24 protein-coding genes are annotated in these 26,668 nt (G+C 73.4%); 13 read left to right on the top strand and 11 right to left on the bottom strand.

Going from position 1 to position 26,668, the window contains the following annotated elements:
- Nucleotides 1-40: 40 nt before the first annotated feature.
- On the top strand, nucleotides 41-706 hold the full coding sequence (locus tag WME97_RS33210) for a hypothetical protein (RefSeq protein WP_437543460.1): 666 nt from the start codon (nucleotides 41-43) through the stop codon (nucleotides 704-706).
- A gap of 127 nt (nucleotides 707-833) precedes the next feature.
- Here the strand turns inward: WME97_RS33210 and WME97_RS33205 are convergent, their stop codons facing one another.
- Complete coding sequence (locus WME97_RS33205; RefSeq protein ID WP_437543458.1) at nucleotides 834-2,156, bottom strand: ADP-ribosylation family protein; 1,323 nt, start codon at nucleotides 2,154-2,156, stop codon at nucleotides 834-836.
- Nucleotides 2,157-2,212: 56 nt separating this feature from the next.
- Complete coding sequence (locus tag WME97_RS33200) at nucleotides 2,213-2,434, bottom strand: helix-hairpin-helix domain-containing protein (RefSeq protein WP_437543456.1); 222 nt, start codon at nucleotides 2,432-2,434, stop codon at nucleotides 2,213-2,215.
- Between the two features lie 242 nt (nucleotides 2,435-2,676).
- Here WME97_RS33200 and WME97_RS33195 point away from each other — a divergent pair, with 242 nt between their 5' ends.
- Nucleotides 2,677-4,116 carry a family 43 glycosylhydrolase gene (locus tag WME97_RS33195; protein WP_437543454.1) on the top strand — a complete coding sequence of 480 codons (1,440 nt, stop codon included), beginning with the start codon at nucleotides 2,677-2,679 and terminating at the stop codon, nucleotides 4,114-4,116.
- A gap of 35 nt (nucleotides 4,117-4,151) precedes the next feature.
- Here the strand turns inward: WME97_RS33195 and WME97_RS33190 are convergent, their stop codons facing one another.
- The 5 genes from WME97_RS33190 to WME97_RS33170 all read right to left on the bottom strand — a co-directional run bounded on the left by WME97_RS33190 (nucleotide 4,152) and on the right by WME97_RS33170 (nucleotide 9,455).
- Nucleotides 4,152-5,111 carry a helix-turn-helix domain-containing protein gene (locus tag WME97_RS33190; protein ID WP_437543451.1) on the bottom strand — a complete coding sequence of 320 codons (960 nt, stop codon included), beginning with the start codon at nucleotides 5,109-5,111 and terminating at the stop codon, nucleotides 4,152-4,154.
- A gap of 13 nt (nucleotides 5,112-5,124) precedes the next feature.
- Nucleotides 5,125-6,093, bottom strand: coding sequence for an NAD(P)-dependent alcohol dehydrogenase (locus WME97_RS33185; RefSeq protein WP_437555536.1), 969 nt, complete (start codon nucleotides 6,091-6,093; stop codon nucleotides 5,125-5,127).
- Nucleotides 6,094-6,246: 153 nt separating this feature from the next.
- A complete protein-coding gene (locus WME97_RS33180; protein ID WP_437543449.1) occupies nucleotides 6,247-6,615 on the bottom strand; it encodes a hypothetical protein in 369 nt (122 codons plus the stop codon).
- 234 nt (nucleotides 6,616-6,849) lie between these two features.
- Nucleotides 6,850-8,205 carry a TfuA-like protein gene (locus WME97_RS33175; RefSeq protein WP_437543447.1) on the bottom strand — a complete coding sequence of 452 codons (1,356 nt, stop codon included), beginning with the start codon at nucleotides 8,203-8,205 and terminating at the stop codon, nucleotides 6,850-6,852.
- The gene (locus tag WME97_RS33170) at nucleotides 8,202-9,455 is read right to left on the bottom strand and encodes a YcaO-like family protein (protein WP_437543445.1); all 1,254 of its coding nucleotides are present in this window, start codon (nucleotides 9,453-9,455) and stop codon (nucleotides 8,202-8,204) included. Before WME97_RS33170 ends, WME97_RS33175 begins: the two co-directional genes overlap by 4 nt.
- Before the next feature lie 483 nt (nucleotides 9,456-9,938).
- On the opposite strand from WME97_RS33170, the gene WME97_RS33165 reads away from it, so the two are divergent.
- The 3 genes from WME97_RS33165 to WME97_RS33155 all read left to right on the top strand — a co-directional run bounded on the left by WME97_RS33165 (nucleotide 9,939) and on the right by WME97_RS33155 (nucleotide 12,119).
- On the top strand, nucleotides 9,939-10,259 hold the full coding sequence (locus WME97_RS33165) for a hypothetical protein (protein ID WP_437543443.1): 321 nt from the start codon (nucleotides 9,939-9,941) through the stop codon (nucleotides 10,257-10,259).
- 532 nt (nucleotides 10,260-10,791) lie between these two features.
- Entirely contained in the window at nucleotides 10,792-11,937 is a 1,146-nt protein-coding gene (locus tag WME97_RS33160) for a hypothetical protein (protein WP_437543441.1), read from the top strand.
- On the top strand, nucleotides 11,934-12,119 hold the full coding sequence (locus WME97_RS33155) for a hypothetical protein (protein ID WP_437543439.1): 186 nt from the start codon (nucleotides 11,934-11,936) through the stop codon (nucleotides 12,117-12,119). The genes WME97_RS33160 and WME97_RS33155 overlap by 4 nt, the downstream gene beginning before the upstream one ends.
- Nucleotides 12,120-12,326: 207 nt before the next feature.
- On the opposite strand, the gene WME97_RS33150 is transcribed toward WME97_RS33155, so the two are convergent.
- From WME97_RS33150 to WME97_RS33140, 3 genes are read right to left on the bottom strand one after another with little or no spacing between them, the layout of a single operon-like run.
- Entirely contained in the window at nucleotides 12,327-13,493 is a 1,167-nt protein-coding gene (locus WME97_RS33150) for a hypothetical protein (protein WP_437543436.1), read from the bottom strand.
- The gene (locus WME97_RS33145) at nucleotides 13,483-14,703 is read right to left on the bottom strand and encodes a FecR domain-containing protein (protein ID WP_437543434.1); all 1,221 of its coding nucleotides are present in this window, start codon (nucleotides 14,701-14,703) and stop codon (nucleotides 13,483-13,485) included. The genes WME97_RS33150 and WME97_RS33145 overlap by 11 nt, the downstream gene beginning before the upstream one ends.
- Nucleotides 14,691-15,365: an RNA polymerase sigma factor gene (locus tag WME97_RS33140; protein ID WP_437543431.1), complete on the bottom strand. Its 675-nt coding sequence runs from the start codon at nucleotides 15,363-15,365 to the stop codon at nucleotides 14,691-14,693. The genes WME97_RS33145 and WME97_RS33140 overlap by 13 nt, the downstream gene beginning before the upstream one ends.
- A 214-nt stretch (nucleotides 15,366-15,579) precedes the next feature.
- Here WME97_RS33140 and WME97_RS33135 point away from each other — a divergent pair, with 214 nt between their 5' ends.
- The 6 genes from WME97_RS33135 to WME97_RS33110 are packed head-to-tail and all read left to right on the top strand — an operon-like array spanning nucleotide 15,580 to nucleotide 22,275.
- Nucleotides 15,580-16,734, top strand: coding sequence for a hypothetical protein (locus tag WME97_RS33135; RefSeq protein WP_437543429.1), 1,155 nt, complete (start codon nucleotides 15,580-15,582; stop codon nucleotides 16,732-16,734).
- Nucleotides 16,700-18,343, top strand: a complete 1,644-nt coding sequence (locus WME97_RS33130) for a glycosyltransferase family 2 protein (protein WP_437543427.1) — start codon at nucleotides 16,700-16,702, stop codon at nucleotides 18,341-18,343. The genes WME97_RS33135 and WME97_RS33130 overlap by 35 nt, the downstream gene beginning before the upstream one ends.
- Nucleotides 18,344-18,345: 2 nt before the next feature.
- Nucleotides 18,346-19,506: a glycoside hydrolase family 26 protein gene (locus tag WME97_RS33125; protein WP_437543425.1), complete on the top strand. Its 1,161-nt coding sequence runs from the start codon at nucleotides 18,346-18,348 to the stop codon at nucleotides 19,504-19,506.
- Nucleotides 19,503-20,276 carry a glucose-1-phosphate cytidylyltransferase gene (gene rfbF, locus WME97_RS33120; protein WP_437543423.1) on the top strand — a complete coding sequence of 258 codons (774 nt, stop codon included), beginning with the start codon at nucleotides 19,503-19,505 and terminating at the stop codon, nucleotides 20,274-20,276. The genes WME97_RS33125 and rfbF overlap by 4 nt, the downstream gene beginning before the upstream one ends.
- Nucleotides 20,273-21,340, top strand: coding sequence for a CDP-glucose 4,6-dehydratase (gene rfbG / locus WME97_RS33115; RefSeq protein WP_437543420.1), 1,068 nt, complete (start codon nucleotides 20,273-20,275; stop codon nucleotides 21,338-21,340). Before rfbF ends, rfbG begins: the two co-directional genes overlap by 4 nt.
- Nucleotides 21,337-22,275, top strand: a complete 939-nt coding sequence (locus WME97_RS33110; RefSeq protein ID WP_437543417.1) for an NAD-dependent epimerase/dehydratase family protein — start codon at nucleotides 21,337-21,339, stop codon at nucleotides 22,273-22,275. The genes rfbG and WME97_RS33110 overlap by 4 nt, the downstream gene beginning before the upstream one ends.
- 181 nt (nucleotides 22,276-22,456) lie before the next feature.
- Here the strand turns inward: WME97_RS33110 and WME97_RS33105 are convergent, their stop codons facing one another.
- A complete protein-coding gene (locus WME97_RS33105; RefSeq protein ID WP_437543415.1) occupies nucleotides 22,457-24,934 on the bottom strand; it encodes an SUMF1/EgtB/PvdO family nonheme iron enzyme in 2,478 nt (825 codons plus the stop codon).
- A 194-nt stretch (nucleotides 24,935-25,128) separates the two neighbouring features.
- On the opposite strand from WME97_RS33105, the gene WME97_RS33100 reads away from it, so the two are divergent.
- Together WME97_RS33100 and WME97_RS33095 are read left to right on the top strand one after the other, a co-directional pair.
- A complete protein-coding gene (locus WME97_RS33100) occupies nucleotides 25,129-25,686 on the top strand; it encodes a DJ-1 family glyoxalase III (protein WP_437543413.1) in 558 nt (185 codons plus the stop codon).
- 82 nt (nucleotides 25,687-25,768) lie between these two features.
- Nucleotides 25,769-26,572 carry an SDR family NAD(P)-dependent oxidoreductase gene (locus tag WME97_RS33095; RefSeq protein ID WP_437543411.1) on the top strand — a complete coding sequence of 268 codons (804 nt, stop codon included), beginning with the start codon at nucleotides 25,769-25,771 and terminating at the stop codon, nucleotides 26,570-26,572.
- Nucleotides 26,573-26,668: the final 96 nt, after the last annotated feature.

Genomic DNA, 26,668 nt, shown 5'->3' with positions numbered 1-26,668 from the left:
TTCGTCGCCGTCGCCCCGCAGAATCGTATACACTGCACGCATGAGCCACGTCGTGATGCAGGCAGCGGAGTTCTCGACGGTCGCCGCGGCGGAGCAGGCCGCGGCGGAGCTGCGGCGGCTCGTCGCGGACTACGTCACCTACGAGAAGACCGCCGACGCGCCGTGGAGCGAGGGCGCCGTGCCCGCGCCGCTTGTCGAGCTCGGCCGGCGGCACGGCGTGCCGTGGCCGGGCGACGCAGCGTCGCGGTTCCTGCTCAAGGGCCTGTTCGACGACGAGGCGAACGTGCTCAGCGTCGATCGCCTGGTGTTCTTCTGGGGCGGCGGCTTCGATCTCGGCGGCGCGTGGCTGCGCGCGGTGCTGCTGCGCGGGCTCGGCGCGGTGCGCTGCACCGATCTGCCGCAGCTGGTGGTGCGCGTGGACGATCCGCAGGCTCGCGCGGCGGCGTCGGGCGAGTTCCTCGTCGAGGAGGACTTCGAGGAGCAGTTCACGATGACGTCGGACGACGCCGTGCTCGACGGTGCGCTGTTCATCATCACGTTCGAGCGCGACGGCGACCGCGTTCACCTGACGTTCGACGACTCGGGCGTGCAGGAGTGGGCGTTCGTCGCGATGCTGCCCCAGCTCTCGGGCGACGATCCCGCGCTGCGCGCCCCCGCGCGGGGCCTGCACGCGAGCGTCGCCGATGGCGGAGGGGCGCTCGGCTGAGGGCGAGCGTCATCGCGTCAGGGTGCCTGTACGCCGACGTCGGCAGCACCGACCCGTGCTCGTGGGTCCAGAGCCGGGTCTCCAGGTCATCTGTGCGGCTTGAACGGCTTCTGAGCCGCTCACAGCGCTAAGGTCCGCCGTCCTCCTCGCCTGGCCGCAGGAACACCCCCACGCTCCGGAGATCGCGGTGCGCATAATGCACCTTCACGGTCTCCGCGTGCGCGCGCCGCCCGAGCTTCTCGTAGGCCATCACCAGCAGCTCGAGCGCGGCGCCGCGGTACTCCTCCTTATCGAGCCAGTGCAGGTCGAGCCCGAACGTCAGCGCCGCCGCGGGCCGCCCCTCGGCGCAATCGCGCTTCGCCGACTCGATCCACGCCTGCACGCGCGGCGGCTGCGTCTTCCACGCCTTCACGCGGTCCTCGGGCGAGCCCACGCGGATGCTCCCGGCGCCCGGCGGCAGCGCGGGCCCGAACGTGCCCAGCGTCGGGATGCGGTCCGCATCGAGCCAGCGTTGCGCGGGCGGATCCTCGGCGAGGGCCTCGCGGTCGGCCTCCTCGAACCATTCGATGGCGGCGAGCGCGGCGTACACCTGCAGCGGCGCCGGCTCCTCCTCGTAAGGGCCCGAGATGCGCTCGCGCGCGCGGGCAGCGAGCACCGCGAGCGGCGTGGGCTCGCTGTCTCTCCAGGTCTCCGCGGAGTCGCGGGCGTAATTGTGCGCGATGCACGTCGGCGGATCCGCGGGGTCGTCGTACCACAGGCCATGGTGCAGCCCGTCGGTGTCGCCCCACATCACGGTGACCAGCTCGGGCGGGTCGGCGCGGAACCGGCACTCGAGCCGCGGGTCGAGCCCGCCGCGCGTCTTCCGCTCGAGCCCGCCGTCCTCGAACCAGATCATGATCCCGCCCGGCGATCGCCCGAGGTCGCTCATCCCCTGCCGCTCCATCTCGTCGAGGCTGCGCCAGAACGCCGCGAAGGTCGCGAGGTAGCGCGGCAGCCGCAGGCCATAGACCTCGTTCATTCGTGCGGCCACGGCCTCGAAGCGGGCGTTCATCGACGCGAGCGCCTCGGCGCGGCGGCGCGCCCCGAGCTCGTCGGTCGCGAACATGCCCTCGCTGTAGCGCGCCGGCGCGAGGCCCAACGTCGCCTCGAGCGGCGCGTCGAGCTGCGAGGCGACGCCGCGAGACCTGAGCCCCTCGAGCGTCGCTGCGAGCTCGTCGAGCGCCGCCGCGGGCTCGCCCATCCGCGCGAGCGGCACGACGACCAGCTCGCCGGACGGCCCTCGGTTCGTGCGCGCCTCGAAGAGGCTGAACTCCGCGACGAGGCCGAGCCCCGGCGCGAAGTGCGGCGGGTCCCAGCTCACGAGACTGGCGCGCTCGTCCTCGACGGGGAACATCTTCTCCCAGCGCTCGCGCGCGAGCGCGAGCGCTGCCTCGATCTCGGGGTTGCTCATGGCGTTCGCCATCCTACGCGAAGCCGCGCGCGGGATGCGGCGCCTCGACAACAAGGCTACGCGTCTTTGGCAAGCGACTTTCCTTCTGCTTCGAGGGCAGCCTTGATGATCCCGATCGCCTTGGGGCCCACGCCATGAAGCGCCATGAGCTGGGCTTCCGTGAGCCGAGCGACCTGGTCCAGGCGAGAGACGCCGGCCGAGGCGAGCGCCCGCAGCGCCGGTTTCCCGATGCCCTTCGGAAGTGAAGATTCCGGTCGTTCTCTCGTTCTGCTCGCCATGCGCCTCATTCCATGTCGGTTGTCGCCTGGGTCGCTGGCGCTCAGCTTCGCCGGCGAGCCCCAGCGTCATGAACACGTACAGCATGTCGAGGACAGCGACCGTGGTACAACATCGCAGCATTCCCGGGCCGGGGTAGCAGCGGCCGGGGCCGTGCCGCGCCCGGCCAGCCTCCGGCGGACGGCGGCGCGGCCGGACCCAGGTCCCTGTTGCCGAGCATGGCAGTCCTCGAGGAGCCCGTCGCATGAACGCCGACGCCATCGTCCTGCAGACGCCGCCTGGCGCACCGTTCACCTTCGGAGTCACCGTCAACCGCAGAGAGCCGCGCAGCTTCCTGGTGACCGAGCCGGGGCAGGACGCGCGGCGTTATGAGCTCGCCCGGGCGGAGCAGCCGGACTACCTCGACCTCTTCGAGGCGCTGGCGCGCGATCTCGGGACCCGCACGCCGCTCGCCCGCACCCCGCCGCCGCCGCGGAAGGGCGGGGCGCCGCTGCGGCCCCTGCTGACCGAGGCCATCGCGCCGGAGATCCTCTACGGCTATGGCGACCCGTGCGTGGTGCGGGTGGGCGAGCGCGCGTGGCGCTTGCTCGTGACCTCGAACGACGCGCCGAACGCCTTTCCCATCCTGGCCTCGAACGACCTGACGACCTGGCGGCTGACCGGCTTCGTCTTCCCGGAGGGGCGCGCGCCGGCCTGGACGCTGACCGGCCGCAACCAGGCGGACTTCTGGGCGCCGGAGATGCACCGGGTCGGGAACGAAATCTGGCTCTGCTTCACGGCCCGCATGCACGACCGCTCGCTCGCGATCGGCCTCGCCCGAGGCGCGAGCCCGGACGGCCCGTTCGAGGCGGAACACGCGCCGATCGTCACCGGGGATGTGATCGACGCCCACCTCCTCGTGGACGCCAACGGCACGCCCTGGCTGGTCTGGAAAAAGGATGACAACGGCGTGTGGCCCCGCCAGCTGGCCGCCTTGCTTCACCGGGAGCCCGCCGTGGTGCGCGAGCTGTTCGTGGCCCGCAAAGACCAGCGCACCGCGGTCCTGGCGCTGACGCTGTGGCCGTGGGTGGCGACCCTCGAGCCCATGGAGCAATTCTTCGTCCTGCAGCCGCTGATCGAGGCGGCGACCTCGGACTTCACGGGGTTCGCGGGGCGGCTGGAGGAGCTGCGGGCGCGGGCGTGCGGCGCGGAGGCGGAGGAGATCGCCGGGATATCGAGGGCGCTCAGGACCCGCATCTACGCACAGCGGCTGTCGGCGGATGGCCGCAGGCTGGAGGGGGAGCCCGCCGTCATCCTCGAGAACGACCAGCCCTGGGAAGCGCACCTCATCGAGGGCGTCTGGATCACCCAGGAGGGCGGGCGCTATCATCTGCTTTACGCCGGCAACGACTTCTCGACCGCGTACTACGGTATCGGCGCGGCCGTGGCGGACGCCCCCACGGGCCCGTACCGCAAGTTGTCGGAGGTCTTCCTGAGCTCCAGTGAAGAATGGTGGGGGCCAGGGCACCCGTCCGTGGCCGTGGGCGCCGACGGGCGTCACCACGTGTTCCTGCACGCCTTCCGCCCCGGGGAGGCAGGGTACAAGGCGTTCCGGGCGCTGCTCGCCGCGCCAATCCGCTTCGAGGGCGGCGTCGTCTTGCTGGATACGTCGGTCTGGCCGGCGGCGCGACCCGACCCAGGTTGAGGTGACCGCCTGCTACGTGTGTGCGGCGCGTGAGATCACGCCGAGGTCTCGCGGCGCGTATTCGGCCCCTTCGCCGCACGTCTCCACTCGCCGGGCGACTGTCCGGTCCTCTGCCGGAAGAGCTTCGAGAAGTGCTGCGGGTGCTCGAATCCGAGCGCGTAGGCCACCGCGCTCGCGCTCGCGTCCGACGCGAGGAGCCGCGCCTTGGCGGCCTCGATGAGGGCTCGGTGGATGTGGTCGCGCGCGCTCGCTCCCGTCTCCGCGCGGAGGAGATCGCTCAGGTAGTCGGGCGAGTACCCGAGCGCGCGCGCGCAGGATCGAACCGTGGGGAGCCCGCCTTCGACCTGCGCGGCCGACGCGAAGCACGCGTCGAGGTGGCGGTCGAGCCGCTCCGCCACGCCGCCCGCCCGCGCTCGGACCTCGATCTGACGCGCGTACGCGCGCTGGCAGTACGTGAAGAGGAGCTGGAGCTGCGCCGAGAGCACGTCCGGCGCGAACGCGTCGGGAGGGACCGAGGACTCGCGCTCGATCTGCCGGACGAGGCCCGTGAACGTCTCTCGCTCTGGCCGTGTGAGGTGGAGCGCCTCGTGCGTCGCGTAGCCGAAGAACCGGTACTGGTGCATCGCGTCCGAGAGCGGCGTGTCGCGCAGCACGTCGGGGTGGAAGACGACGGTCCAGCCCTCCCCCTCGTGGGCGAGCTCGCTCTCGCCGCCTATCGGCGTGATCACCTGGCCCGGCGACGCGAAGACGATGATGCCCTCCTGCCCGTCGTGCACCTGTCGCCCGAACTCGGCGTGGCATTCGTCCCCGCGCTTCAGGCTGATCACGTAGAGCCCGGACTCGATGGGTCGTCCGATGATCGGGATCTCGATGCGCAGCGGCTCCTGCCACGACGCGGCGATCACGGAGACCAGCGGATGCGCGGGCGGCGGGCGCCCGATGAGCCCGTGGATCTGCTCTATCGACCCGAGCCTCAGCGCGTCGCGTGTGCCCACGCGAATCGGGGTATCACGCGCCTACCTCGATCACAACGTTGCCCCGCTTGCGCCCCGTCTCGACGTACCTGTGCGCATCCGCGATGGCCTCGAGCGTGTAGCGCCTGTCGATGACCGGCCGGAGCGCTCCGCGCGCGACGAGCTCCGAGACCTCGGGGAGCGCGGTCTTCTTGTCGACGGACATCCCGAAGACGAGCTTCCTGCTCCCGAAGAGCCGGCTCCATGCGTCGCGCAGGTAGAGCTCGGCGCCCCCGACCGTGATCAGGTATCGGCCTCCCCGCGCGAGGCAGCGCCGCGCGCGCGCGAACGAGCTCGCGCCGACCGTGTCGAACACGACGTCGAACGCGTCGGCGCGCGCCGCGTAGTCGTCTCGCGTGTAATCGACGACGTGGTGCGCGCCGAGCGAACGCACGAGCTCGGCGTTTCGCCCGCTGCAGACCGCCGTCACCTCCGCGCCGAGGTGCCGCGCGACCTGGACGGCCGCCGTGCCGATGCTCCCGGACGCGCCGACGATCGCGATCCGCTCGGCGGCCCGGAGCCGCGCCCGGTCGCGGAGGAAGTAGAGCGCGGTGGTCGGTCCGTCGACCAGCGAGCACGCTTCTTCGTGGCTCAGGCCGGCGGGGGCGTGCGCGATCGACGCGTCCTCGGACAGGCACACGTACTGCGCGTACCCGCCGGACCCGAACCCCGTGAAGCCGAACACGCGATCGCCGGGGCGGAACCGCGTGACGCGCCGGCCGACGCGCTCCACGGTGCCGGCGACCTCGATCCCGAGCACCCGGAAGCGCCGCCGCGGCCGGAAGAAGCCGAGCACGACCCGCGCCATGACCGTGTCGCCTCGCCGCATCATCTGGCACGCCGCCGTCGCCGTTGTCGCGTGCACCCGGATGCGCACCTGATCGTCCCGCGGCTCCGGCGCGGGCATCTCGCGCAGCTCGAGGACCGAGGGAGAACCGTATCGCTCGTAGACGGCTGCCTTCATCTGCATAAGGAGCAGACTAAGGACGCGGCGTGTGTGCCCGAAAGCATCGGATCCGGGAAAGATGGATCCCTTTCCGGGATGTGCTCGGCGCGGGCGCGCCGGCGCGGGATCCCACGGGGCGAGGCGCCACGCCCGAGCCGCCCGGCGGGCCTGTCAGTCGGTCTCGGGGCGCACCGACGCCGAGATGATGCCGTCCGTCTCTGCGGGCGAGCCGTCGGCGTTCTTGGGGTCGTGGATCTCGATGGTCGTGTAAACCGCCTTCAGCCGGGCGGAAGAGCGGTCCTCTGCGGGCTCGCTCGGCTCCTCGGCCAGCAGCGGCTCGACCCGGGCCCTCGATGTGTCGAAGACGCGGAAGAGCGGGAGTCGATGATCCGGGATGAAGTAAAGCTCGCCGTCCGCGCCGCGAAAGAGCGTGCCCGGTACGTGCTCCTTGCCGTCGTGCGCCCGGGGGCGCGCGTCGGATACCGGCTCTGCGGCATCGGCATCCACGGAGAGCAACTCTGCTGCTTGTCGTTCCGCCATGACTCAGGTCCTCCTTGGGCAGCCCGTCGACGCCGCCGAGCGGAGGCGGTCAGGACGTTCGCCGCTCACGATCGACGGATCCTAGAGCGACAAACGGGTTGAAATCACGAGAAAAAACAAAAAATCACAGGGAGGCGGGGAGCGAGAGACGGCAAGAGGAAGAACTTCATTTTTTTTCTTCCTCCCCGCCTCCCTGTGAAAATTCTCCGGGTTTCAACGTGATTGATCGGCGTTCTAGCGCTCGCGTAGCCGGACATAATGGTACTCGCGGAGCAGCGCGCGCAGGAACATCGGTTCGTCGCGGAACCCGGCCTGGAGCGCGGCCTCCGAGAGGTCCCGCGGCGCGAGGCCCTCGCCGCGCCTCTCGACGTACCATCGGAGGAGCCCCTCTCGGGACAGCGGCGCCGTGGCCAGGTCGGGGTCGGCGAGCCCGGCCTCCTCCAGCGAACGCTGCTTGTCGCGGGCGCGCGTCCAGAGCCCCACATACAGGTCGTCGAGGCGGAGCTGGTCCACGAGGTGCGCGCTGATGTGCGGCGCCGCCCAGCGCTGCACCCCCACGACCTGGGTCTCGCTTTCCATGAGGCGCGCGAACTCCTCCGCGCGGAGGCCGTTCGCGCGGAGCCAGCCCTCCATCGCCTCGGCGTTCAGCAGCCCGCGCGCGCGACGGAAGCTCAGGATGGCCTCGTCGACCTCCTCGCCCGGCGGCCGCGGCGCCTGCTCGTCCGAGAGCGCCCGCGAGAGAAGCCGCGTCAGCGCGCCCTTGCGCGCCAGCGTATAGGCGACGGGATGGAGCCGCGCCTCGTCGAGCAGCGCGCTCTGCGTCCATGAACCGTCGTCGGGGTCGGCGAGCGGATCGCCGAGCGGCGCGGCGGCCTGGCGCAGCGAATCCCAGAAGATCGTGGCCTCGAAATGGTAGCGCACCTGCTTCGGCGTGAGCCCGGCCGCGAGCCTCTCCTTGATCACACGGAGCATCGCGAGCGCGTCCGCGCGCTTCTGGTCGATCTGGCGCTCTCGCAGGAAGCTCCTTAGCGCCGACAGCTCGCCCGGATCGCTCCCCTGCGCCGAGGCCTCCGAGAGCAGCCGCGCGTAGTCGCGGTCGGGATAGAAGAGCCGCTTCGCGATCTGCAGCAGCGCGGCGTGGGTCGTCGGCCGGATGACCCCGCGCTCCTCCGCCGCCGCCAGCGTGGCGCGGATATTGACCATCGCCACCGAGAGCGCGCGGTATCCATAGGCGGCCGGCGCGTGCGCGACGGCGACCTCGTCGTCGTCCTCCAGCTCGGCCCGCGCGTAGGCTTCGAACACCGCGCCGATGCCTTCCATGCCGAAGGGCGACAGCTCGACCGCGCGCAGCGCGCCCATGCTGGCGCTGCCGAACACGTGCACGCCTTCGCGCATCGCCCAGAGGATCTCCTTGTGCCAGACCGCTGGCGTGCCCTCGAAGTAGCCGTCGACGATGCCTATCACCGTCGCGCCCCGCTGCACGGCGCGGTAGATGTCGCCGTGGGCCGCCGGCGGCAGGATCACCGCGTCCAGCACCTCGGCGGCGTCGGCGGCGGCCAGGGTCGGGCCCAGGAAGAGGTGGACCGTCATCCGGCCTGCCCCCGCTGCGCCCGGGCACGCGCGCCGGGCACATAGCTGCGATCGCCGGACAGCGGCTCGAGGCCGGGCACCACCAGGCGAACGACCGGAACGCCGAGCTCCGGCCGGGTCAGCTCGATCACGATCGCCCGCGCCATGCCCGCGGCGCGCAGGCGATCGAGCTCCCACGCGACATCGGCGTTGAAGGTGTCGGCAGCAAAGGTCGGGCCCTCGGCGAAGGGGCGTCGCGGGCCGGGCCGCCCGAGCTCCTCGCGTGCGGCAGCCGTGATGTTCGGGTCGCGCTGCCGCACGTACTGGCTGGGGTAGCGGTCATCACGCGAACCGGCGATCTGGGTGAGCCGGCTCTGGGCCGCCTCGGTCAACGCGCGCAGCAGCGCGATCTCGCGCGCGGGATGACAGCCCATACCCTCGTTGACGCCGAGCCTCCGCAGGGCGTTGTCGCGTCGGTCGCAGATCTTGCACAGGAACGCGGGGATGCCGATGTCCGACGTGATCTCCCACACGCCGACGGCGACGTCCGCGCGCTCGTACCTGTCCAGGACCTCGCGGCAGCCTCCCTCCGGGATGCTGTCGAGATCGATCCGGGTGGCCGCGCGCGACGCCGGGCTGCGCTGCCGCCACAGGGTCGTCGCGTCGCGCTCCACCGCCTCGCACAGACCGTGGCTGATCGCCTCGAGCACGCCGTTGCCGGAGGCCAGGCCGTTCGAGCTCGCGACGAAGCCGACCATGGTCCGGTGCATCGCGACCGTGTAGTTGGTATGCACCACCTCGAACGGCACCCACACCGGCTCGCGCTGGAGCAGGTCGACCCCCTCGATCCAGAGGATCGGCAGATCGGCGTGGAACTGAGCGCCGGAGATGCGCGGAAGCGCCTCGACGTCCACGACGCGGTGGGTGTAGCGGAGCTCCTCGTACGAGGCCAGCTTGAGCGGCAGGTCGATCCGCTCCGCGTGATAGGACTCGACCGACTCCATGAGGCCGGACGCCTGGGCCGACCGGAGATCCAGCCCCTTGCCCTGCGATACGGACAGCGAGCGGGAGTTCGGCCGACACACCATCACGACCGGGACACCGATGCTGTCGAGGCCAGTCACGTTGGCGATGCGGGTGATGCCCATGACGGGCATCAAGCGACGCACGCGGCGCAGCGTCTCGTCGGGATCTATCTGGCGGTGGGTGCCGGCGAAATAGCCTTTCGGGACCGGGCTGTCCAGCGTGCTCGGATCGAACCGGAGATGCATGTCGCCTCCGGAGGAGACCCGGAACGCCTCGGGGGTGTCAAGCGCCCAGGGATCGACCGACCCGGGCCCGGCGAGGAATCGCGGTGAACATGACCGCAGCCGTCGAGCACCGCCTTGAAGAAGCGAGGCGTCGCGTTCGACGTCGTCGGGCTCTCTCGCTGTACGGCATTTCAGGGGCAGCCTGAGGCATGGCAGAACACGTTTCACCGGCGAGGCGGTGAGCGTCGTTGTCGGCCAGGCGATCGATGGACGGAGTCGGGTGAGTCCCCTCGTAGCTCGACCGTCGCGGCGACGTGCCTTGTTCGACGGGCTGTACCGCACGCGGGATCGCGGCCTGATCTGGCCGCACATCAACGACATGGTCCGCGTCCGCCGGGCTTGCACGCCGAGGCTGGTGTCCTTGCCTCACCCATGGTATCAGTCTCTGCGCAGCGCTCCGTCATGGTGTGTCTCATCGCGTTGGCGCTGTGCGAAAGGTCGTAGATGCGAAGAATCCATATTGCTCTGGGCGTGCGTTCACTGACGGATTCCATTGCGGATTACACGCAGCGCCTGGCGGTCCAGCCGCACGTGATCGTGCCGGACCAGTACGCGCTCTGGCGCACCGACACGGTGAACTTCTCCATCCGTCAGATCCCGGCCGGCGAAGCTCCGGCGTTGCGTCATCTGGGCTGGGAGGACGACGCCGCCAGCGCCTTTTCCGAGACGCGGGATTGCAATGGGATCGTCTGGGAGGAGTTCGGTCCCGAGCAGCAGTTGCAAGAGATCCTCGGGCTCTGGCCTGACGCCCAGATCAAGCGCTGACTCCGCGCTGACAACGAACCTTCCGGAAACACCTCGACGGCTGGCGTCCCGAGGGACCCGCCTCGGCGGCCTGCGCAGCGGACGAGAGCCGCCCGCCGGACCGCAATGGCTTCCTCACCGCGCCCGGCGAGTCGACCGACGTTCCAGGTCGCTCGCCCGACGGCGCGATCGTGAGCCCGGCGCCCGGCGATCGCCCTGAGATCCCCTGAGCGGCGCGCTCTCGCTGGCCCCCTCGCGCTGACACGCGGAGATGACGCCTGTCATGGGGGCGTGACAGCGAGGGTGTCATGAGCGCGTGACGGCGACGCGCGGCAACCCGGTCGCCGGTCGCGGCCGGCGTGCCGCGATCACGGCCTGATAGCGCCCGATCCGGCGTCTCGCCCCCGGAACAGGAGGCAGCGCCATCGCTGGACGCGCCGGGTGGCCGCGCGCGGCATGTGCGTTGCAATCGCCTTGTCATCGCCTTGTCGCGGTCGCGCCGGGGCAGCGATGGCCGTTATCCAACATCGAACTCGTGGAAAGGAAGCATGTCATGAAGAGCAAGGCACTGCTGCTGGGATCTCTCGTCGTCGGCATCATGGGCGCAGGTTGCGCCGTGGCGTACGAGGCCGAGGAGGGCGAGGTGGGCGACGCCCAGCAAGCGTTCGTGTCTCGTGCGTGGGCGTATGCGTGGGCGCACCAGGCGACGGGCTCGTTCACCGCGAGCTCGAGCTACTCGCGGAGCTCCTCCGGAGACGCATTCGGGCAGGGCGTGAACAACACCGTCACGCAGCTCGGTGCGGGCCAGTATCGCGTGCGGTTTCCGGACGTGGGCGCGGCGCCGGGCGGTCATGTCCAGGTCACGGCCTACGGCGCGGGCGCCGAGCGCTGCAAGGTCAATTCCTGGGTCAGGAGCGGCGATGACGTGGATGTTCATGTCAACTGCTTCACCGCGGGCGGCGCGCCGGTCGACACCCTGTTCAGCGTCGCCTATGTCCACAAATCGGGCACCGGATCCTCGGATGAGGCGTACGTCTGGGCGAACAACCCGACGGCGTCGGCGTACACGCCCACCGCGACGTACCAGTTCAACTCGAGCGGCGTGAACAACACGATCGCTCGCGAGGGGGTGGGCTACTATGCGGTGACCCTGCCGGGGCAGACCGCGGGCGGCGCGACGGTCGAGGTGACGGCCTACGGCCCGGGCAGCGATCACTGCAAGGTCAGCAGCTGGGCGCAGTCCGGAGACGACGCGGTGGTCCGCGTGCGCTGCTTCGACAGCTCGGGCGCCCCGTCGGATAGCCAGTTCACCCTCAACTTCGCGCGCTCGAGGCCGGTGAACGGCGGGCTCTCCTACAGCTACGCCTGGGCGAACAACGCCACATCGGCGGCGTACACGCCGAGCCTCTCCTATCAGGAAGGCTACATCGCGGGGGACCTGGGCGACGTGGAGGCCGACATCACTGCAGGGCGCACGTCCGCAGGCCGCTACTCCGTCAGCCTGCCCGGCATGTCGGCGTCGGGCTCGAACGTGCAGATCACGGCGTACGGCTCCGGACCGGAGTACTGCAAGGTCGTCGGCTGGTCCGGCACCGAGACGAACACGAACGTCAACGTCGCCTGCTTCGATGCCAGCGGCGCGCCGGCGGACACGCGCTTCGTCCTCGTGTACACGGACGACAAGTTCATCGTCCTGTGAGCTGCAGGGCGGGGGCCTGCTCCGGCCCGCAGGCGATGGGGGCGGCGCTCCGGGGCGCCGTGCGCCCGCCGCTCTGCGTCTTGCGCGGAGGTCGCGACGGCGATGGGGGGATCTTCATCGAGGAGATCGCGAGGAGCCAGGAGCGAGCGGCGGTGACGGGCGGCGCCCAGCACGGGCGGTGAATTCTCTTCGGAGATTCGCCAGCAGCCTCGGTTCGAATTCGATTTCCCATCCTCCTTGCTCCGCGGTGTTCGAGCATCGCGGCGAGCTGGCGACGGCCGAGGACGGCAGGTAGCCAGCGCGTCGGACCGCGCCCTGCGAGGCAGTTTCGGCCGCGCCGAAGACCAACGTCTCGGGGCGCTGCGAGGGGATGCCTCGGGCCCGAGCGGTCAGAGGCGCGCCTCCAGGGCGAGAGAGACGGCGAGGAGCGGGCGGCCGTAGCGGGTGGCGGTGGCGGCGGAGCCCGGGCTGCCGGCGCTGCGCTCGGGGTACGGGACGTCGACGGCTGGAAACGCGGCGCCGGCGAGGCCGCCAAGGCGAAGGCCCGCGTGATCGTGGATAAACCAGCGCACGGCCGCCTCGAGGTGCGGAACCGCCGCCCACGCGGTGCCGGAGGCGCCGTCGAACACGGGCGATGCGAGGAGCGTCTGGTAACGGAGGTGCAGCGCGGACGCGCCCGCCCCGAGCGTCGCGAGGCCGTGGCCGCTCGCGAACGAGCGCGCGCCGCCCGCCGTAACGCCGACGAGCGAGACGCCGTGCTCGATCCGCCCGCCCGGGACGCTCCAGGAGGTGCCGCCGAGCGTCGTGGTCACGCCCACCGTGGCGTACCAGCCGCGGAAGATCGCGGACGCGCCGATCGAGAGCGCCGGCGTCACGGGGACGTCGCCGAAGGCGACGAGCAGCGTGGGGCCGACCGAGGCGGCGAGGCGCGTGCGTTGCCGCGCGCCGTCGCCGGTGTGCCGCGAAGGCGGATCGGCGGGCGAGGTGGAGCTCGAAGCGGGCGCGCGGGTCGTGGGAGGCGTCAGGGAGGCCGTCGCGGCGGAGGCCGCCGGGCGCGCGGAGGGGTCGCTCTCGGGGCTGGTCGTCGAGGGCGGGTGACGATGGCCGCCGGCGGCGCCGGCTCCGGCCGAGGGAGGGCCGGGGGCATCGCGATGCAGGAGGCGGGCGCGGAGCAGCTCGACGGCGGCCAGGGCGAGGACCTCGGGTCCGTCGCCGAGGCGCACCGCGACCTCGAGCTCGCCGCCCCCGTGCCGCGCGGCGAGGGCGATCGTCGCGCGCCTGCGGGCGACGACGACGCGCGCGTCGGCGTCCTCGGGGCCGCCCGTGGTGATGCGCACGTCGAGCGCGCGGAGCTCGTCGCGGATCCGCTGGAACGTCGCGTCCGCCGGGTCGCCCGAGAGGGCCACCGTGGCCCGCGCGGGCGCGCTGGCGCTGGCCGGGGCTCCCGCCGCCTCCGGCGCCGGCGTCGCGCCGAGGAGGCCCGGCAGCGCGAAGAGCACCGCGGCGAGGCGGAGGCCGACGACGGCGCGGCGCGCGGAAGCGAGGTCAGCGCGCATCCGCGAGCGAGCGAGCGAGGGGCGCGTAGGCGCCGTGGGGGTACTCGGCGAGGTACCGGAGCGCCGCGCGGCGCGCGATCTCCCGGTCCCGTCGCTGCTGGAGCTCGAGGCTCCGCCCGAGCGCTTGCTCCCTCAAGGCGCCTCCCGGCGCCTCGCGGAGGTAGGTGTCGAACCAGGCGAGCGCATCGACGGGGGCGCCGAGCTGATCGGCGGCGAGCTTGCCGAGCAGGAACGCCGAGTCGCCGCGCGCGCCGTGCCGCTTGCGCAGGGCGAGGAGCGCGGCGCGCGCGGCGTGCGGGCGCCCGGCGTAGCGGGCGGCGTCGGCGAGCAGCCGGAGCTCGTCGGGCGCGGCCCGCGCGAGCACGGCCTCGAGCCCCAGCCGCTCGACCGCCGCGAGCGCCTCCTCGTGGCGCCCCGCGCTCGCCAGGGACTGCCAGCGCGGCGCGGCGTCCGCCGCCCCGGCCGCCAGCGCGCGCGCGTCGCGATCCCGGGGCGGCGCCGCGGCCGCGGCGCTCGCGCCCGCCGCGGGGGCAGCGGCCGTGTCGCTCGCCGCGGGCTCGCTCGGCGCGGTGAGGTCGAGCCGATCGCCCGCCGAGAGCCGCGCCGTCCCGAGCTCCGGGCCCGTCACCTCGACGCTCCCCTCGGCGAGCGCGAGCGTGAAGCGCCGCGCCTCGGGGGCCCAGCGCGCCTCGAAGCGCGTCCCGGTCACGCGCACCGCGTAGGGCCCGGCATGGACGACCCAGCGCGCGTCGCTCCGGTGGACGACGTGGAAGTCCACGGCGCCCCGCTCCACGCGCAGCTCCGCGCCGCGCGCGTCGGTCGCGAGGACCTGGAGCGCGGACGCCGCGTCGAGCCGCACGGAGGTCCCCTCGGCGAAGGTGAAGGCGAGGGGCGCGTCGCGCGCCTCGACCCGCGCGCCCGCGCCCGGCGCCGGCTCGCCCACGGAGGCCGCGCTCGGCGCGGCGGCGAGCTCGAGCCCGCGCGCAGGCGCCCAGGCCGCGCGGAAGCTCGCGGCGCCGCCCGCCGCGAGCAGCAGCGCGGCGGCCGCGGCCCAGAGGGGGTAGCGCGCCCTGCGCGGCTGGGCCTCGGCCTCGGCGGCGAAGAGCCGCGCGCGGGCCGCGGCGAGCGCCTCAGCCGGCCTGGCGCGCTCATCGGAGGTGCGGGCCACCTCGGCCCCGAGCGTCTCGATCCGTCGTGTCACGGGGTCCATCGCGCGCCCTCCTCGATCCAGGCTGCGAGCACGGGGTCTCGCCGGGCAGCGCTCACGAAGCGCGCCTCGGCCCGGGCGATCCGCCGCTTGATCGTCGCCAGCGACACGCCGCTGGCGGCCGCCGCCTCGGTGAGCTCCATCCCTTCGATGTAGCGCAGCGCGAAGGCCACGCGCTCGTCGAGCGGGAAGGACTCGAGCAGCCGGTAGGTCCGATCATGGGCCTCCCGGAGCTCGGCGTCGGCGCCGCGCGCCGGGAGCTCGGGGAGGTCCTCCGGCGACAGGAAGCTCAGCCAGCTCCGGGCCTTGCGCTGGCGGATGCTCTTGCACGCCGTGTGGACCGCGACCGATCTCACCCACGACGTCAGCGCCGCCGCGTCGCTCACCTGGTGGACGCTCGAGTAGGCCGACACGAAGGCGTCGTGGACGACGTCCGCGAAGGTCGTATGCCGCTCGGTCCCGAGGATGCGGCGCGCGATGCGCTCGACGAGGGCGCCGTAGCGCTCGAAGAGCATCGCCTTGGCCCAGGGATCCCCGCGCTTCAGCCGCCGGAGGAGCTCGGCGTCGTCGCGCTCCACCGGCAGCGCGACGAGCTGCCCGCCGCTCGGCGCGGCGCCTGCGCGGCCCGCGGGGTGCGGCAGCGCCGATCGGGATCCGCTAGCCACTGCGGCCTCCTCGACGGGGCGCTGCGAGGTGGCCGGGCCGAGGCTCGGCGCTGCAGGGCGGGGCGGCTTCGATGCGGGTGGACACAGCTCTCCGTCAAGGGACCGGCAGGGTTCCGAGACGGCTCACGGATCGTCTCGGTTCGCTCCTGTGAGCCGTCCCGGGGCGGAGGCGGTCCCTTGGGGTCGACCGGGACGCCCCATCCCCTCGCCTGCCATGCACCTCGCCGCCTTCGCTTCTTGCTTCCTCGCCGCCGCTGCCCTCGCGGGCGCCGCCGGCGCCACGCCGCGCCCGCTCCCCGGCGACTGGCGCCACATCGCCGAGGCGCAGGAGCGGCTCGCGGTCGCCGATCACGCGGCGGCCGAGGCCCTCCTCGCGCGGATCCCCCCGGAGAGCGAGGCGGCGCGCGACGCCGGCATCCTGCGCGGCCAGCTCGCCGCGGCGCTGGCCCCGCGCGTCGAGGTCGAGACCCGCGCCCTCACCGACACGCAGCCGCTCGATCGCCTGTCGCAGAGCGCCGGGCTGTCGTTCTGGCCGACCGCGAGCCTTGAGCTGCGGCTCCGCGTGCTCGGGCTGTGGCATCCGAGCGCCCCGGGGGCGACGACAGAGACCCGCGGCCGCGCCACCCAGGCCTACGCCGTGGGCGGGCTCGTGGGACTGCTGTTCCGCCCGGCCCGGGCCGACCTCGACGTCAGCGCGACGGGGCTCGGGCGGGTCTGGGCGGGCGGCAGCGCGCAGGTGTCGGGGAGCGGCGAGATCGAGGGGCGGTGGCTCTCGCCGCTGCGGCTCCGCGCCTCGGCGCGCCGCGACGAGATCCTCGACACCCACGCGGCGATCCGCGACCACGTCTTCGTCACCGCGGCGGGCGGCGCGCTCGCCGTCGCCGACTGGAACGGCTGGAGCGGAGAGCTCCGCGGCGAGGGGCGCTGGTACTCCGACGGCAACGACGGCGTCCTCGCCTACGGCTGGGCCGTGGCGCCGGTCCTGCGCGGCGCGCTGAGCCTCCAGGCCGGGTGGGGGGCGGCCTGGGCCGACACGGCGCGCTCGCGCTGGTCCCTCGCGACGCGGACCTACTCGCCGTACTTCACGCCCCTCGGCCTGCGCCGCCACGGACCCATCGTCGTCGCGGCGCTCTCGCTCGGCAAGCTCCGCTTCGACGCGAGCGGCGACGTCGCCGTGCAGGCCAGCGAGCTCGACCCGACCGCGCTCGCCTGGGGCGTCACGTCGCGCGTCGACAGCGCTCACGTCGACCTCCGCGCGGGGGCCTCGCTCGACCTGGGCGGCGCCCGCGTGGGCGCCGCCTACCACCACAACCAGAACCTCTCCTACCGCTTCCATGACGCGACGATTCGTCTCGAGCTCCCTCTTTGAGCCGGAGCTGTTCCGGTGGTCGTCGGCCGCCCCCGTGCGGCTCGTCGATCGCGTGATCGTCTGGGCGCTCGTGGCCTTCGGGCTCGTCGGCGTCGCGGGCTTCGCCAGCTTCTGGTTCCAGGAGCGCCACGTCGCCGACCTCGCGGCCTTCGTCGCGCTGTCGATCGCGGTCTGGTACGGCATCAGCCGCATCGTCCTCGCCTGGATCGGGTACCTCGCGGTGGACCGCGTCGAGCACCGCCCGGCGCCCCCGGGGCTCTCCGTCGCGGTCTTCACGACGGCCGCGCCGGGCGAGCCGCTCGCGATGTTCGAGGCCACCCTCGCGGCGCTCGCCCGCGTCCGCTACCCGCACCGCACCTACCTCCTCGACGGCACGGCCGACCCGCGCTTCCGCGCGCTCGCCGAGCGGCACGGCGCGGTGTGGCTCGACTCGAACGGCGTCCCGGGCGCCAAGGCGGGCAAGATCAACGTGGCCCTGGCGCGGACCACGGAGGACTTCGTCCTGGTCCTCGACCCCGACCACCTGCCGTTCCCGGAGTTCCTCGACCGCGTCCTCGGGCACTTCGACGACCCGCGCGTGGGCTTCGTGCAGGTCTCGCAGGCCTACTACAACCAGGCCGACTCCCCGATCGCCCGCGGCGCGGCCGAGCAGACCTACGGCTTCTACGGGCCGATGCTGCTCGGGCTCCACGGGCTCGGCTGCGCGGTCGCCATCGGCGCCAACTGCACCTTCCGCCGCGCCGCGCTCGCGTCCATCCGCGGGCACGCCGTGGGGCTCGCGGAGGACCTCATGACCTCCATCCGGCTGCACGCGGCCGGGTGGCGATCGGTCTACGTCCCGGAGATCGTGAGCCGCGGGCTCGTCCCCGACGATCTCGGCGGGTACTTCGCCCAGCAGCTCAAGTGGGCGACCGGCGCGGTCGACGCGCTCTTCTCCGAGGTCGTGCCGCGCTTCTTCCGGCTGAGCGCGCGCCAGCGGCTCTCGTACGTGGCCATCGGCACGTACTACCTCACCGGCCCCGCCACGCTGACGTACCTCGCCCTGCCGCTCCTCGCGCTCTGGGGCGACCTCTGGCCCATGCGCGTGGATCCGGCGGGGTTCGTCGCCGCGGGCGCCCCCGTCGCCGCGGCGGCGGTCGCGCTCCACGTCTACGGGCAGCGGTGGTTCTGCGACCGCGCCTCGGAGGGCGGCGTCCACTGGCGCGCGCTGCTGCTCAAGCTCGCCGCCTTTCCCGTCTACACGCTCGGGGTGGCCCTGGCGATCGCGAAGCGCCTCGTCCGCTACGTGCCCACGCCCAAGCGCGGGCTCGGCGGCCGGCTCCTGCCGCTCGCGTGGCCGCACCTCCTCGTCGTCCTGTCGTTCCTCGTCACGACGGCCGCGAGCCTCTGGCTCCGGACCTCCGCGCGCGGGCTCGCCGAGCGCTGGAGCCACGCGGAGTCCTACTGGGCGACGCTCCTCTTCGGCGCGCTCGGGGCCGCGTCGATGACCGGCGCGATCGCCTGGGCCGCGCGCGCGCCGCGCCGCGCGCCGCGCGCCGACCCCTGGGAGCGGCTCCCCGCGCCCGAGGCCACGACCACGACGAACACCACGATCTCCACGGAAGGATGACCATGAAGCGCTCCCACCGCGCCGCGTTGGCCGCGGCCGCCACGACCGGCGCCGCCCTCGCGGTGCTCTCCTCGACCTACGGGCGCGCGCCCGCCGAGCGCTGGCTCTCGTCGCTCTTCGGCACGGCGAGCGCGGCGGTGGCCTCGGCGGAGTTCTCCTGGATCGCCGATCCCGAGCGCGACGCGCGGCTCGCCCGACTCTCCGCGGAGCGCGCGCCGCGCGAGCTCTCGGAGCTCCGCGCCCCGACGCGCCTCCTCTACGGCGCGCACGACGGGGGCCTGCCGCGCGACGTCGGCGGTTACCTCGCCCTCGAGGAGGCGGTGGGCCAGACGCTCCTCCTCACGCAGATCTACGCGGCCTGGGGCGACGGCGCGGATCAGCGCTTCCCGAGCCGGGCCGCGCGGGCCATCTGGGCCGTGGGCTCGGTGCCGGTCATCACGTGGGAGCCCTGGCTCAGCGCGTTCCAGCGCCCCTCGCTCCGCCCGGAGGCGACGCGGGACCACGGCGGCCTCACCGACATCGCCGACGGCGCGTACGACGCCTACGTCGACGGCTGGGCGAAGGCGGCGGCGGAGCACGGCCACCCGATCCTCCTCCGCTTCGCGCACGAGATGAACGACGGCTACCGCTACCCGTGGGGGCCGGTGAACAACCCGGATCCGCGGGAGTTCATCCGCGCGTGGCGGCACGTCGTCGGACGTTTCCGCGCAGCCGGAGCTTCGAACGTCCTCTGGATCTGGTCGCCGAGCGTCTCGTACGAGAACTACTGGGAGTACTACCCGGGGAGCGCGTGGGTCGACTGGGTCGCGACGGGCGTTCTCAACTACGGGACCGCCGTCCGCTGGTCCAGGTGGTACTCGTTCCAGGAGCTCTTCGCGCGCCACTACGAGCGCCTCGCGCCGCTCGGCAAGCCGATGATGATCGCCGAGCTCGGCGCGCTCGCCGCGGGCGGGGACCGCGCGCGCTGGTACGAGGAGGCCCTGACGGGCTTCGCCGAGCGCCACCCGGCGGTGAAGGCGCTCTTGTTCTTCCACGTCGCGAGCGACGCGACCGTGACCCACGAGCCGCTCTCGTGGGCCTTCGCCGACGACCCCGCGGTCGCCGGCGCGGTGCGCCGCGCGCTCGCGGCACAGGCCAACCACGCACAGGAGGTTCAGCGATGAAGACCGTGTTGCTCGCCGGCGGGCTCGGGACCCGCCTAAGTGAGGAGACCGTCGACCGGCCGAAGCCGATGGTCGAGATCGGCGGCCACCCCATCCTCTGGCACATCATGCAGAGGTACGCCGCGTACGGCTTCGACGACTTCGTCGTGGCCTGCGGCTACAAAGGCGACGTCATCAAGGACTGGTTCGCGGGGCTCCGGACGCGCCGCGCGGACTTCACGGTGAACCTCCGGAGCGGCGAGGTCGAGGCGCTCGGCGTCCACTGCCCGAGCTGGCGCGTGACGCTCATCGACACGGGGCTCCACACCCAGACGGGCGGGCGCATCCGCCGGCTGAGCCGCGTGCTCGGGCGGGAGCCCTTCATGGTCACCTACGGCGACGGGGTCGGGGACATCGATCTCGCGAAGCTCGTCGCCTTCCACCGCGCCCACGGCAAGCTCGCGACGATCACCGCGGTCCGCCCGCCGGCCCGGTTCGGCGTCCTCGATCTGCGGGGCAACGAGGTCGCGGCGTTCGCCGAGAAGCCGCAGGCCGAGGCGGGGTGGATCAACGGGGGCTTCTTCGTCTTCGAGCCCGGCGCGCTCGAGTACCTCGACTGCGACGACGCGACGCCGCTCGAGCGCGAGCCGCTCGAGCGGCTCGCCGGCGACGGGCAGCTCATGGCTTACCAGCACGAGGGCTTCTGGCAGCCGATGGATACCCTGCGCGACAAGCGCCTCCTCGAGCGGCTCTGGGACGAGGGGCGCGCGCCCTGGAGGACCTGGCAGTGAGCGAGCACCTCGACTTCTACGCGGGCCGCCGCGTGTTCGTCACCGGGCACACGGGGTTCAAGGGCTCCTGGCTCACCGCCTGGCTGCGCCTGCTCGGCGCGCAGGTCACCGGGTACTCGCTGCCGCCGGAGGGCGCGCCGAGCCTCTTCGCCGACGCGCGGATCGACGACGGGATCACCTCGATCCTCGGCGACATCTGCGACGAGGGGCACCTCGCGCGGGCGATGGGCGAGGCCCAGCCCGAGATCGTGCTGCACCTCGCGGCGCAGGCGCTCGTCCGGAGGTCGTACGCGCGGCCCCTGGAGACCTTCTCGACGAACGTCCTCGGCACGGCGCACGTGCTCGAGGCGGCGCGGCGCCTCCCGTCGGTGCGGGTCGTCCTCGTGGTGACGACGGACAAGTGTTACGAGAACCACGAGTGGGTCTGGGGCTATCGCGAGACCGACCCCCTCGGCGGCCACGACACGTACAGCGCGAGCAAGGCCTGCGCCGAGCTCGTCGCGGCGGCCTACCGCCAGTCGTTTTACGGGCGCGAGGTGGCGCTCGCGACCGCGCGCGCCGGCAACGTCATCGGCGGCGGAGACTGGGCCGAGGACCGCATCGTGCCCGACATCGTCCGGAGCGTCGCCGCGGGCAAGGCCGTGCGCATCCGGAACCCGCGCGCCGTACGCCCCTGGCAGCACGTCCTCGATCCGCTCTCGGGGTACCTCCTCCTCGCTCGCCGGCTCTGGGACAACCCGCTGCGGTACGCCGGCGCCTGGAACTTCGGCCCGGACGACGCCGAGCCGCGGACGGTGCGCCTCCTCGCGGAGGCCATCGTCCGCGAGCTCGGGCGGGGCTCGCTGGAGCTCGCCGAGCCCCCGGACGGCGAGCGGCTCCACGAGGCCGGCACGCTGCGGCTCGACTGCAGCAAGGCGCGGTCCCGGCTCGGCTGGCGCCCGCTGCTCGACACCGATCGCGCCATCCAGCTCACGAGCGCATGGTACGCGCGCTACCTCGAGGATCGCGGGCGCGCGCGGCCGCTCCTCGAGGAGCAGCTCCGGCTCGCCACGGGGCTCGCGTGAGGCTCGGCAAGGCGCTGGTCACGGGCGCGACCGGGTTCATCGGCGCGACGCTCGTCCGTCGGCTCCTCGCCGGCGGGTGCGACGTCGTCGCGACCGCGCCCGTGCGGCCTTCGGGGTGGGCGCGCCTCTCGCGCTTCTCGCCGCGCCAGCGGCTCCGGCAGCTCCCGCTCGAGCGGCTGACGCGGGACGCGCTGCTCGAGGCGGTCGGCGACGAGCCGCCGGACGCGGTCTTCCACCTGGCGTCGGCGGGGGTGAACCCGGCAGAGCGCGCGCCGGGCGTGCTCCTCGAGGGCAACGTCGTGGCCCTCGTCGCGACGCTGGAGGCCGCCGCCCGCTGGGGCGGGGCGCGGGTCGTCTTCGCGGGATCGTGCTCGGAGTACAGCGCCGTCGTCGAGGGGCAGCTCGTTGACGAGGGCGCGCCGCGCGCCCCCTTGTACCCTTACGGCGCCGCGAAGGCGGCCGCCCACGACTACGGGCGCGCCGTGGCGGAGGCCCTGTCGGTGCCGCTCGTGACGCTCCGCCTCTTCGGCGTCTACGGCCCTGGCGAGGCGCCCCATCGCCTCATCCCGTACCTCGCGGCTCGGCTCCGCGCGCGGGAGCGCGTCGACCTCACCCCCGGCACGCAGCTCCGCGATCTCACCTTCGTGGACGACGTCGTGGAGGCGCTGCTGCTCGGCGCGACGACCGCGGGGATCGAGCCCGGCACGGCCTACAATGTCTGCTCGGGGCGCCCCACGAGCGTGCGCGAGGTCTGCCTCGAGGTCGCGCGGCAGCTCGGCGCCCCGGAGTCGCTCCTCGATTTCGGCGCCCGTCCGCTTCGCGCCGGCGAGCTCCCGTGGCTCGTCGGCGATCCCCGCCGCTTTCGCGCCGAAACGAGCTGGCGCCCCCGCACGCAGCTCTCCGCGGGCGTCGCCGCCTCGCTCGCCCTCGCGTGAGCCGAGGCGCGCTCAGCACGGCCAAGAGCGGCGCGGTGACCCTCGTGCAACGCACGTCCGGCGACCCCGCCGAACAAGGTGGCGGAGCTCGTCCGCGGCACCCTGCACGTCGGTGATCCGTGGACGCACGGCACCAGATCCGGCGATGCCGCGCGGGAGGACGAGGGCTCAGCGCTTCAGCTCAGGGCGCCGCCGCTCCCTGCTGCTCGGCCGGCGCAGCCTGCGGCGCGGGGGCGGGCGGCTGCGCGGCGGCGCCCTCCTGCGCCGGAGCATCCATGGCGCAGCGGAAGCCGATCCAGGCGTGCGCGGTGACCGGCGCCGCGGCGGTGCGGTACGTGGCGGAGAGCTTCTCGGGGCCGTCCAGGAAGCTGCCGCCGCGCACGACCTTGAGCGGGAAGGACGGGTCGCCCTGCGGGTTCTCGCCGCCGGGCGGCGGGAAGACGAGGCCGTCCGAGACCCACTCGGACACGTTGCCGGCGAGATCGTAGACGCCCTCCGGGGTGCGATCGCTCGGGTGGACGCCGGACGCGCAGGTCGAGACGTCGGCGCCGCGGGCGAGGCAGCCCTCGTTGCGATCGTAGCAGGCGCGCTCGCAGGCCGGCGCCTCGTCGCCCCAGACGAAGGCCCGGCCGGCCGCGCCGCGCGCGGCGACCTCCCACTCCGCCTCGGTGGGCAGCCGCCGGCCGCGGAAGCGGCAGTAGCTCTCGGCCTGGGAGTAGTCGACGCAGTTGATCGGGTGCCCGGTCGCGCCGCGGGGCTCGTTGCAGCGCCGCGTCCAGAGCTCGACCTCCCGCTGCTCCTCGGGCGTCGTCGGCGCCTTCGCGCCGGGCAGGAGCTCGGGCGTCAGCGAGACGTGATCCGCGGTCGAGCACATGCGCTGCTGCATGCAGGCCCGGTAGGCGCGGACGGTCACCTCGTTGCGATCGATGTAGAACCCGCGGGTGAGCGTCACCTGGCGCGCCTCGCCCGCGGCGCCGATCGTGGTCGAGATGGGGCCGATGAAGACCATGTCCGCCGGCGGCGCCGCGGGCGCGGCGGGCTCGGCGGAAGGCGCCGCGCCCGAGGCGCTCGCGGTCGGCGCGGCGCTGGCGGGCGCCGGCACGCCCGCCGCGGTCGTCGCGGCGCGCCCGGCGGACGACGTCCCGGTGGCGCGCGCGGCCGGCGCCTTCGCCGGCTTCTTGTCCGGCGCCCGCGTCAGGACGTACGCCGTCGCGCCGGCGCCGCCGAGCACGAGCGCCGCCACGAACCAGGGAAGCGCCGCGCGCGCGGCGCTGCGGCGCTGCAGTGGCGCTGCGACCGGCGGCGCGGCGTGCGGCGGCGCGGCGTGCGGCGGTCCGCCCGCCGCGGCCTGGGGGTGCGGGGCCGCGCCGGGGTGCGGGGCTGCGCCGGCCGCAGGGGGGCTGGCGGGCGCGACCGTCTCGATCATGGAGTCCTCGACCTGCGCGGTCCTGGAGCCCCCCGTCGCCGGCGCGCCGCCCCCGTCTCTCGCCCGAGGCGCCGCGCCGCCCGTCGCGCCAGCGGCCTGCGGCCCGCTCGCGCCGTGGCTCACCTTGACGATGGCAGGCCGCGCCGGGGCGGGCGCGTGCGCGTCGGCGAGCATCGTCGGCTCGCTCGGCCCGACGGCCACGCCGAGCCCCTGCGCGGCCGCGTACTCCGCGGTCGACTGCCCCGCCGCGTGCTCCGCGGAGGGACCGCCGCGGCCCGCGAAGGACCCCGCGCGCTCGCCGTGCGCCGCGGCCGAGAGCGCGTCCCAGAACTCGCCTGCGCTCGTGAAGCGGTGCTTGGGCTCGATCGCGAGCGCCTTGTCGAGCACGCGCTCGATCGCCTCGGGCGCGTCCGGGAGCCCCCGCGCGCGCAGCGTCGGGCGCACCGCCGGATCGGCCGAGGCGACGTAGAGCTGCGTGGGGTCGTCCCCCTCGAGCGCGCGCCTGCCGCTCACGAGCTCGACGAAGATGAGCCCGAGCGCGAACACGTCGGTCCACGGGCCCGTCGCGCCGCGGGCCTTGTTGAACTGCTCGGGCGCGCCGTAGCGCGGCGTGAACGCGCTCGGCCCCTGCCGGGTCGCGGCGAGCGCCTCGGTGAACGTCGGGTGGTCGGACAGCACCTTGGCGATGCCGAAATCGAGCACCTTCAGCGTCCGCGCCCCGCCGACCTGGGTGAGGAACAGGTTCGCCGGCTTCACGTCCCGGTGCGCGACCTTGTGCGCGTGCGCGACGGCGAGCGCGCGCGCGGCCGGGGTGAGCAGCTGGATCGCCTCGGCGATCGACATGCCGGCCTCGCCCCGCTCGCGCCGCTCCCGGAGGTATTGCCCGAGCGTCTGGCCCTCCAGCCACTCCAGCACCAGGTAGGGCACCCACACGCCGGCCTGGGTGGTGAACGCGCCGACGTCGAGCGCCTGCACGATGCCCGAGGTGGCCCGTGACAGCCGGTGCAGGATCCGCCCCTCGCCCCGCAGCGTCTCGAGCAGCGCGTCGCGCTCCGCGGCGTCGAGCGAGGCCGGCAGCTTCAGGCACTTGATCGCGATGAGCTCGCCGAAGCCCTCGTGCATCCCCCGGTAGACGACGCCGAACCCGCCGTCGCCGATGACGGCGGCGACGCGGTACTTCCCCTCGATGGTCTGCCCCGAGAGGCCAAACGGATCGTCGGACGGCTCCGCCATGCCCCGCTCCTAGCGCGTCGCCGTGCCCAGGCAAAGGGGCTTCCGCGCCGCCCGCCCCCGCAAGCTCGCGCGCGCTTGCATCGGCTCGCACCTGCTTGCATGCGCTCGCTCAGCCTGCGTCCGCGCAGCGCGCGATTTGTACTTGGTCTGCGTCCGGCTTGCATCCGGCGGCCTGCGGCCCCATGCCGGCGCTGATGAAGACGCCGCGAGCGCTCGTGATCCTTGCCGAGGGAGCCGAGGAGATGGAAACGACGATCATCGTCGATGTCCTGCGCCGCGCCGAGGTCGAGGTCGTCCTCGCCGGGCTCGATGGCCCGGGCCCGGTGCGCTGCAGCCGAGGCGTGCGCCTCGTGCCGGACGCGGATCTCTCGGCGGTGACGGGCGACTTCGACGTGGTGGTCCTCCCGGGCGGCAAGGGCGGGGCCGACCGGCTGGCCAGCTCGCCGGCCGTCGGGGAGCGCCTTCATGCGCAGGCGCAGGCGGGCCGGGTCGTCGCGGCGATCTGCGCCGCGCCGATCGCGCTCGCGGCGCACGGGCTCTTCCAGGGCCGCAGGATGGCGTGCCACCCGTCCGTGAACGACGTGGTGTCGGCGCACGGCGAGCTCCTCGCGAGCCCGGTCGTCGAGGACGGGCTGCTCGTCACGAGCCAGGGGCCGGGCACCGCGATGGCGTTCGCGCTCGCGCTCGTCGCGCGGCTCCGGGGCGAGGAGATCGCCGCGAAGGTGCGCGCGCCGATGATGCTGACGGCCTGAGCGAGATCGGCGCTCGGCCGGCCGGAGTTCCTCTAGGCAATCAATGCCGTTGGAGTTTCTTTCCGTATTCAGGGAGGTCGAGATGAAGCTTGTTTCCAAGAGCGCAATTGTCACCGGGGGTGGTCAGGGGATCGGTCTCGAGATCGCGAAAGACCTCATGAGTCGCGGCAGCAACGTGCTGCTCTTCGGCCGGACGGCGGCGAAGGTCGAGGCGGCGGCCGAGGAGCTGAACCGCGCGGCCGACGGGCCGGCGCGCGCGCTGCCCTTCCTGGGCGACGCGTCCCGCGCCGAAGACGTGTCGCGCGCCGTCGAGGCGGCGACGTCGGCGTTCGGATTGCCGGGGATCCTCGTGAACAACGCGGGGATCGCCACGCTCGCGCTCCTGACGGACCTGCCGGAGGAGGATTTCGACCGCGTCCTCGACATCAACCTGAAGGGCCCCTTCCTCTTCATGAAGGCGGTCGCCCGCGGCCTCATCGCCGCGAAGCAGCCGGGCGCCTTCGTCAACATCAGCTCCATCAACCAGGTGCTGGCGACCGACGGCATGTCGCATTACTGCGCCTCCAAGGCGGCCCTCGCGCAGCTCACCAAGGTGGCCGCGTCCGAGCTCGGGCGCCACGGCATCCGGGTGAACGTGGTGGCGCCGGGGCTCATCCGGACGCCGCTCGTCGACGGCATCGGGTTCACGGCGGGGCTCAGCGCCCAGAGGTTCCTCGAGCGCACGCCGCTCGGGCGGATCGGGGAGACGACCGACGTGGCGCCCGTGGTCTCGTTCCTCTGCAGCGAGGAGGCGCGCTGGATCACCGGCGATACGGTGTTCGTCGACGGCGGGAACAACCTCCACGGCCTGCACAGCTACTGGGACACGATGAACGCCAGCCTCTGAGGGCCGCGCGTCTCCGAGGGGGGCTCCTCCCGACGGCACCCTCGGGCTCTGGCGCCGTGATGGGCGGGGGCCTGCGCCCGTCCGGCGACCCACCGC

The sequence above is a fragment of the Sorangium sp. So ce367 genome (assembly GCF_051520455.1).
Lineage (GTDB): Bacteria > Myxococcota_A > Polyangia > Polyangiales > Polyangiaceae > Sorangium > Sorangium cellulosum_B.
The sequence above is the reverse complement of the archived record's forward strand: the minus strand, read 5'-3'. Positions and strand labels throughout refer to the sequence as shown.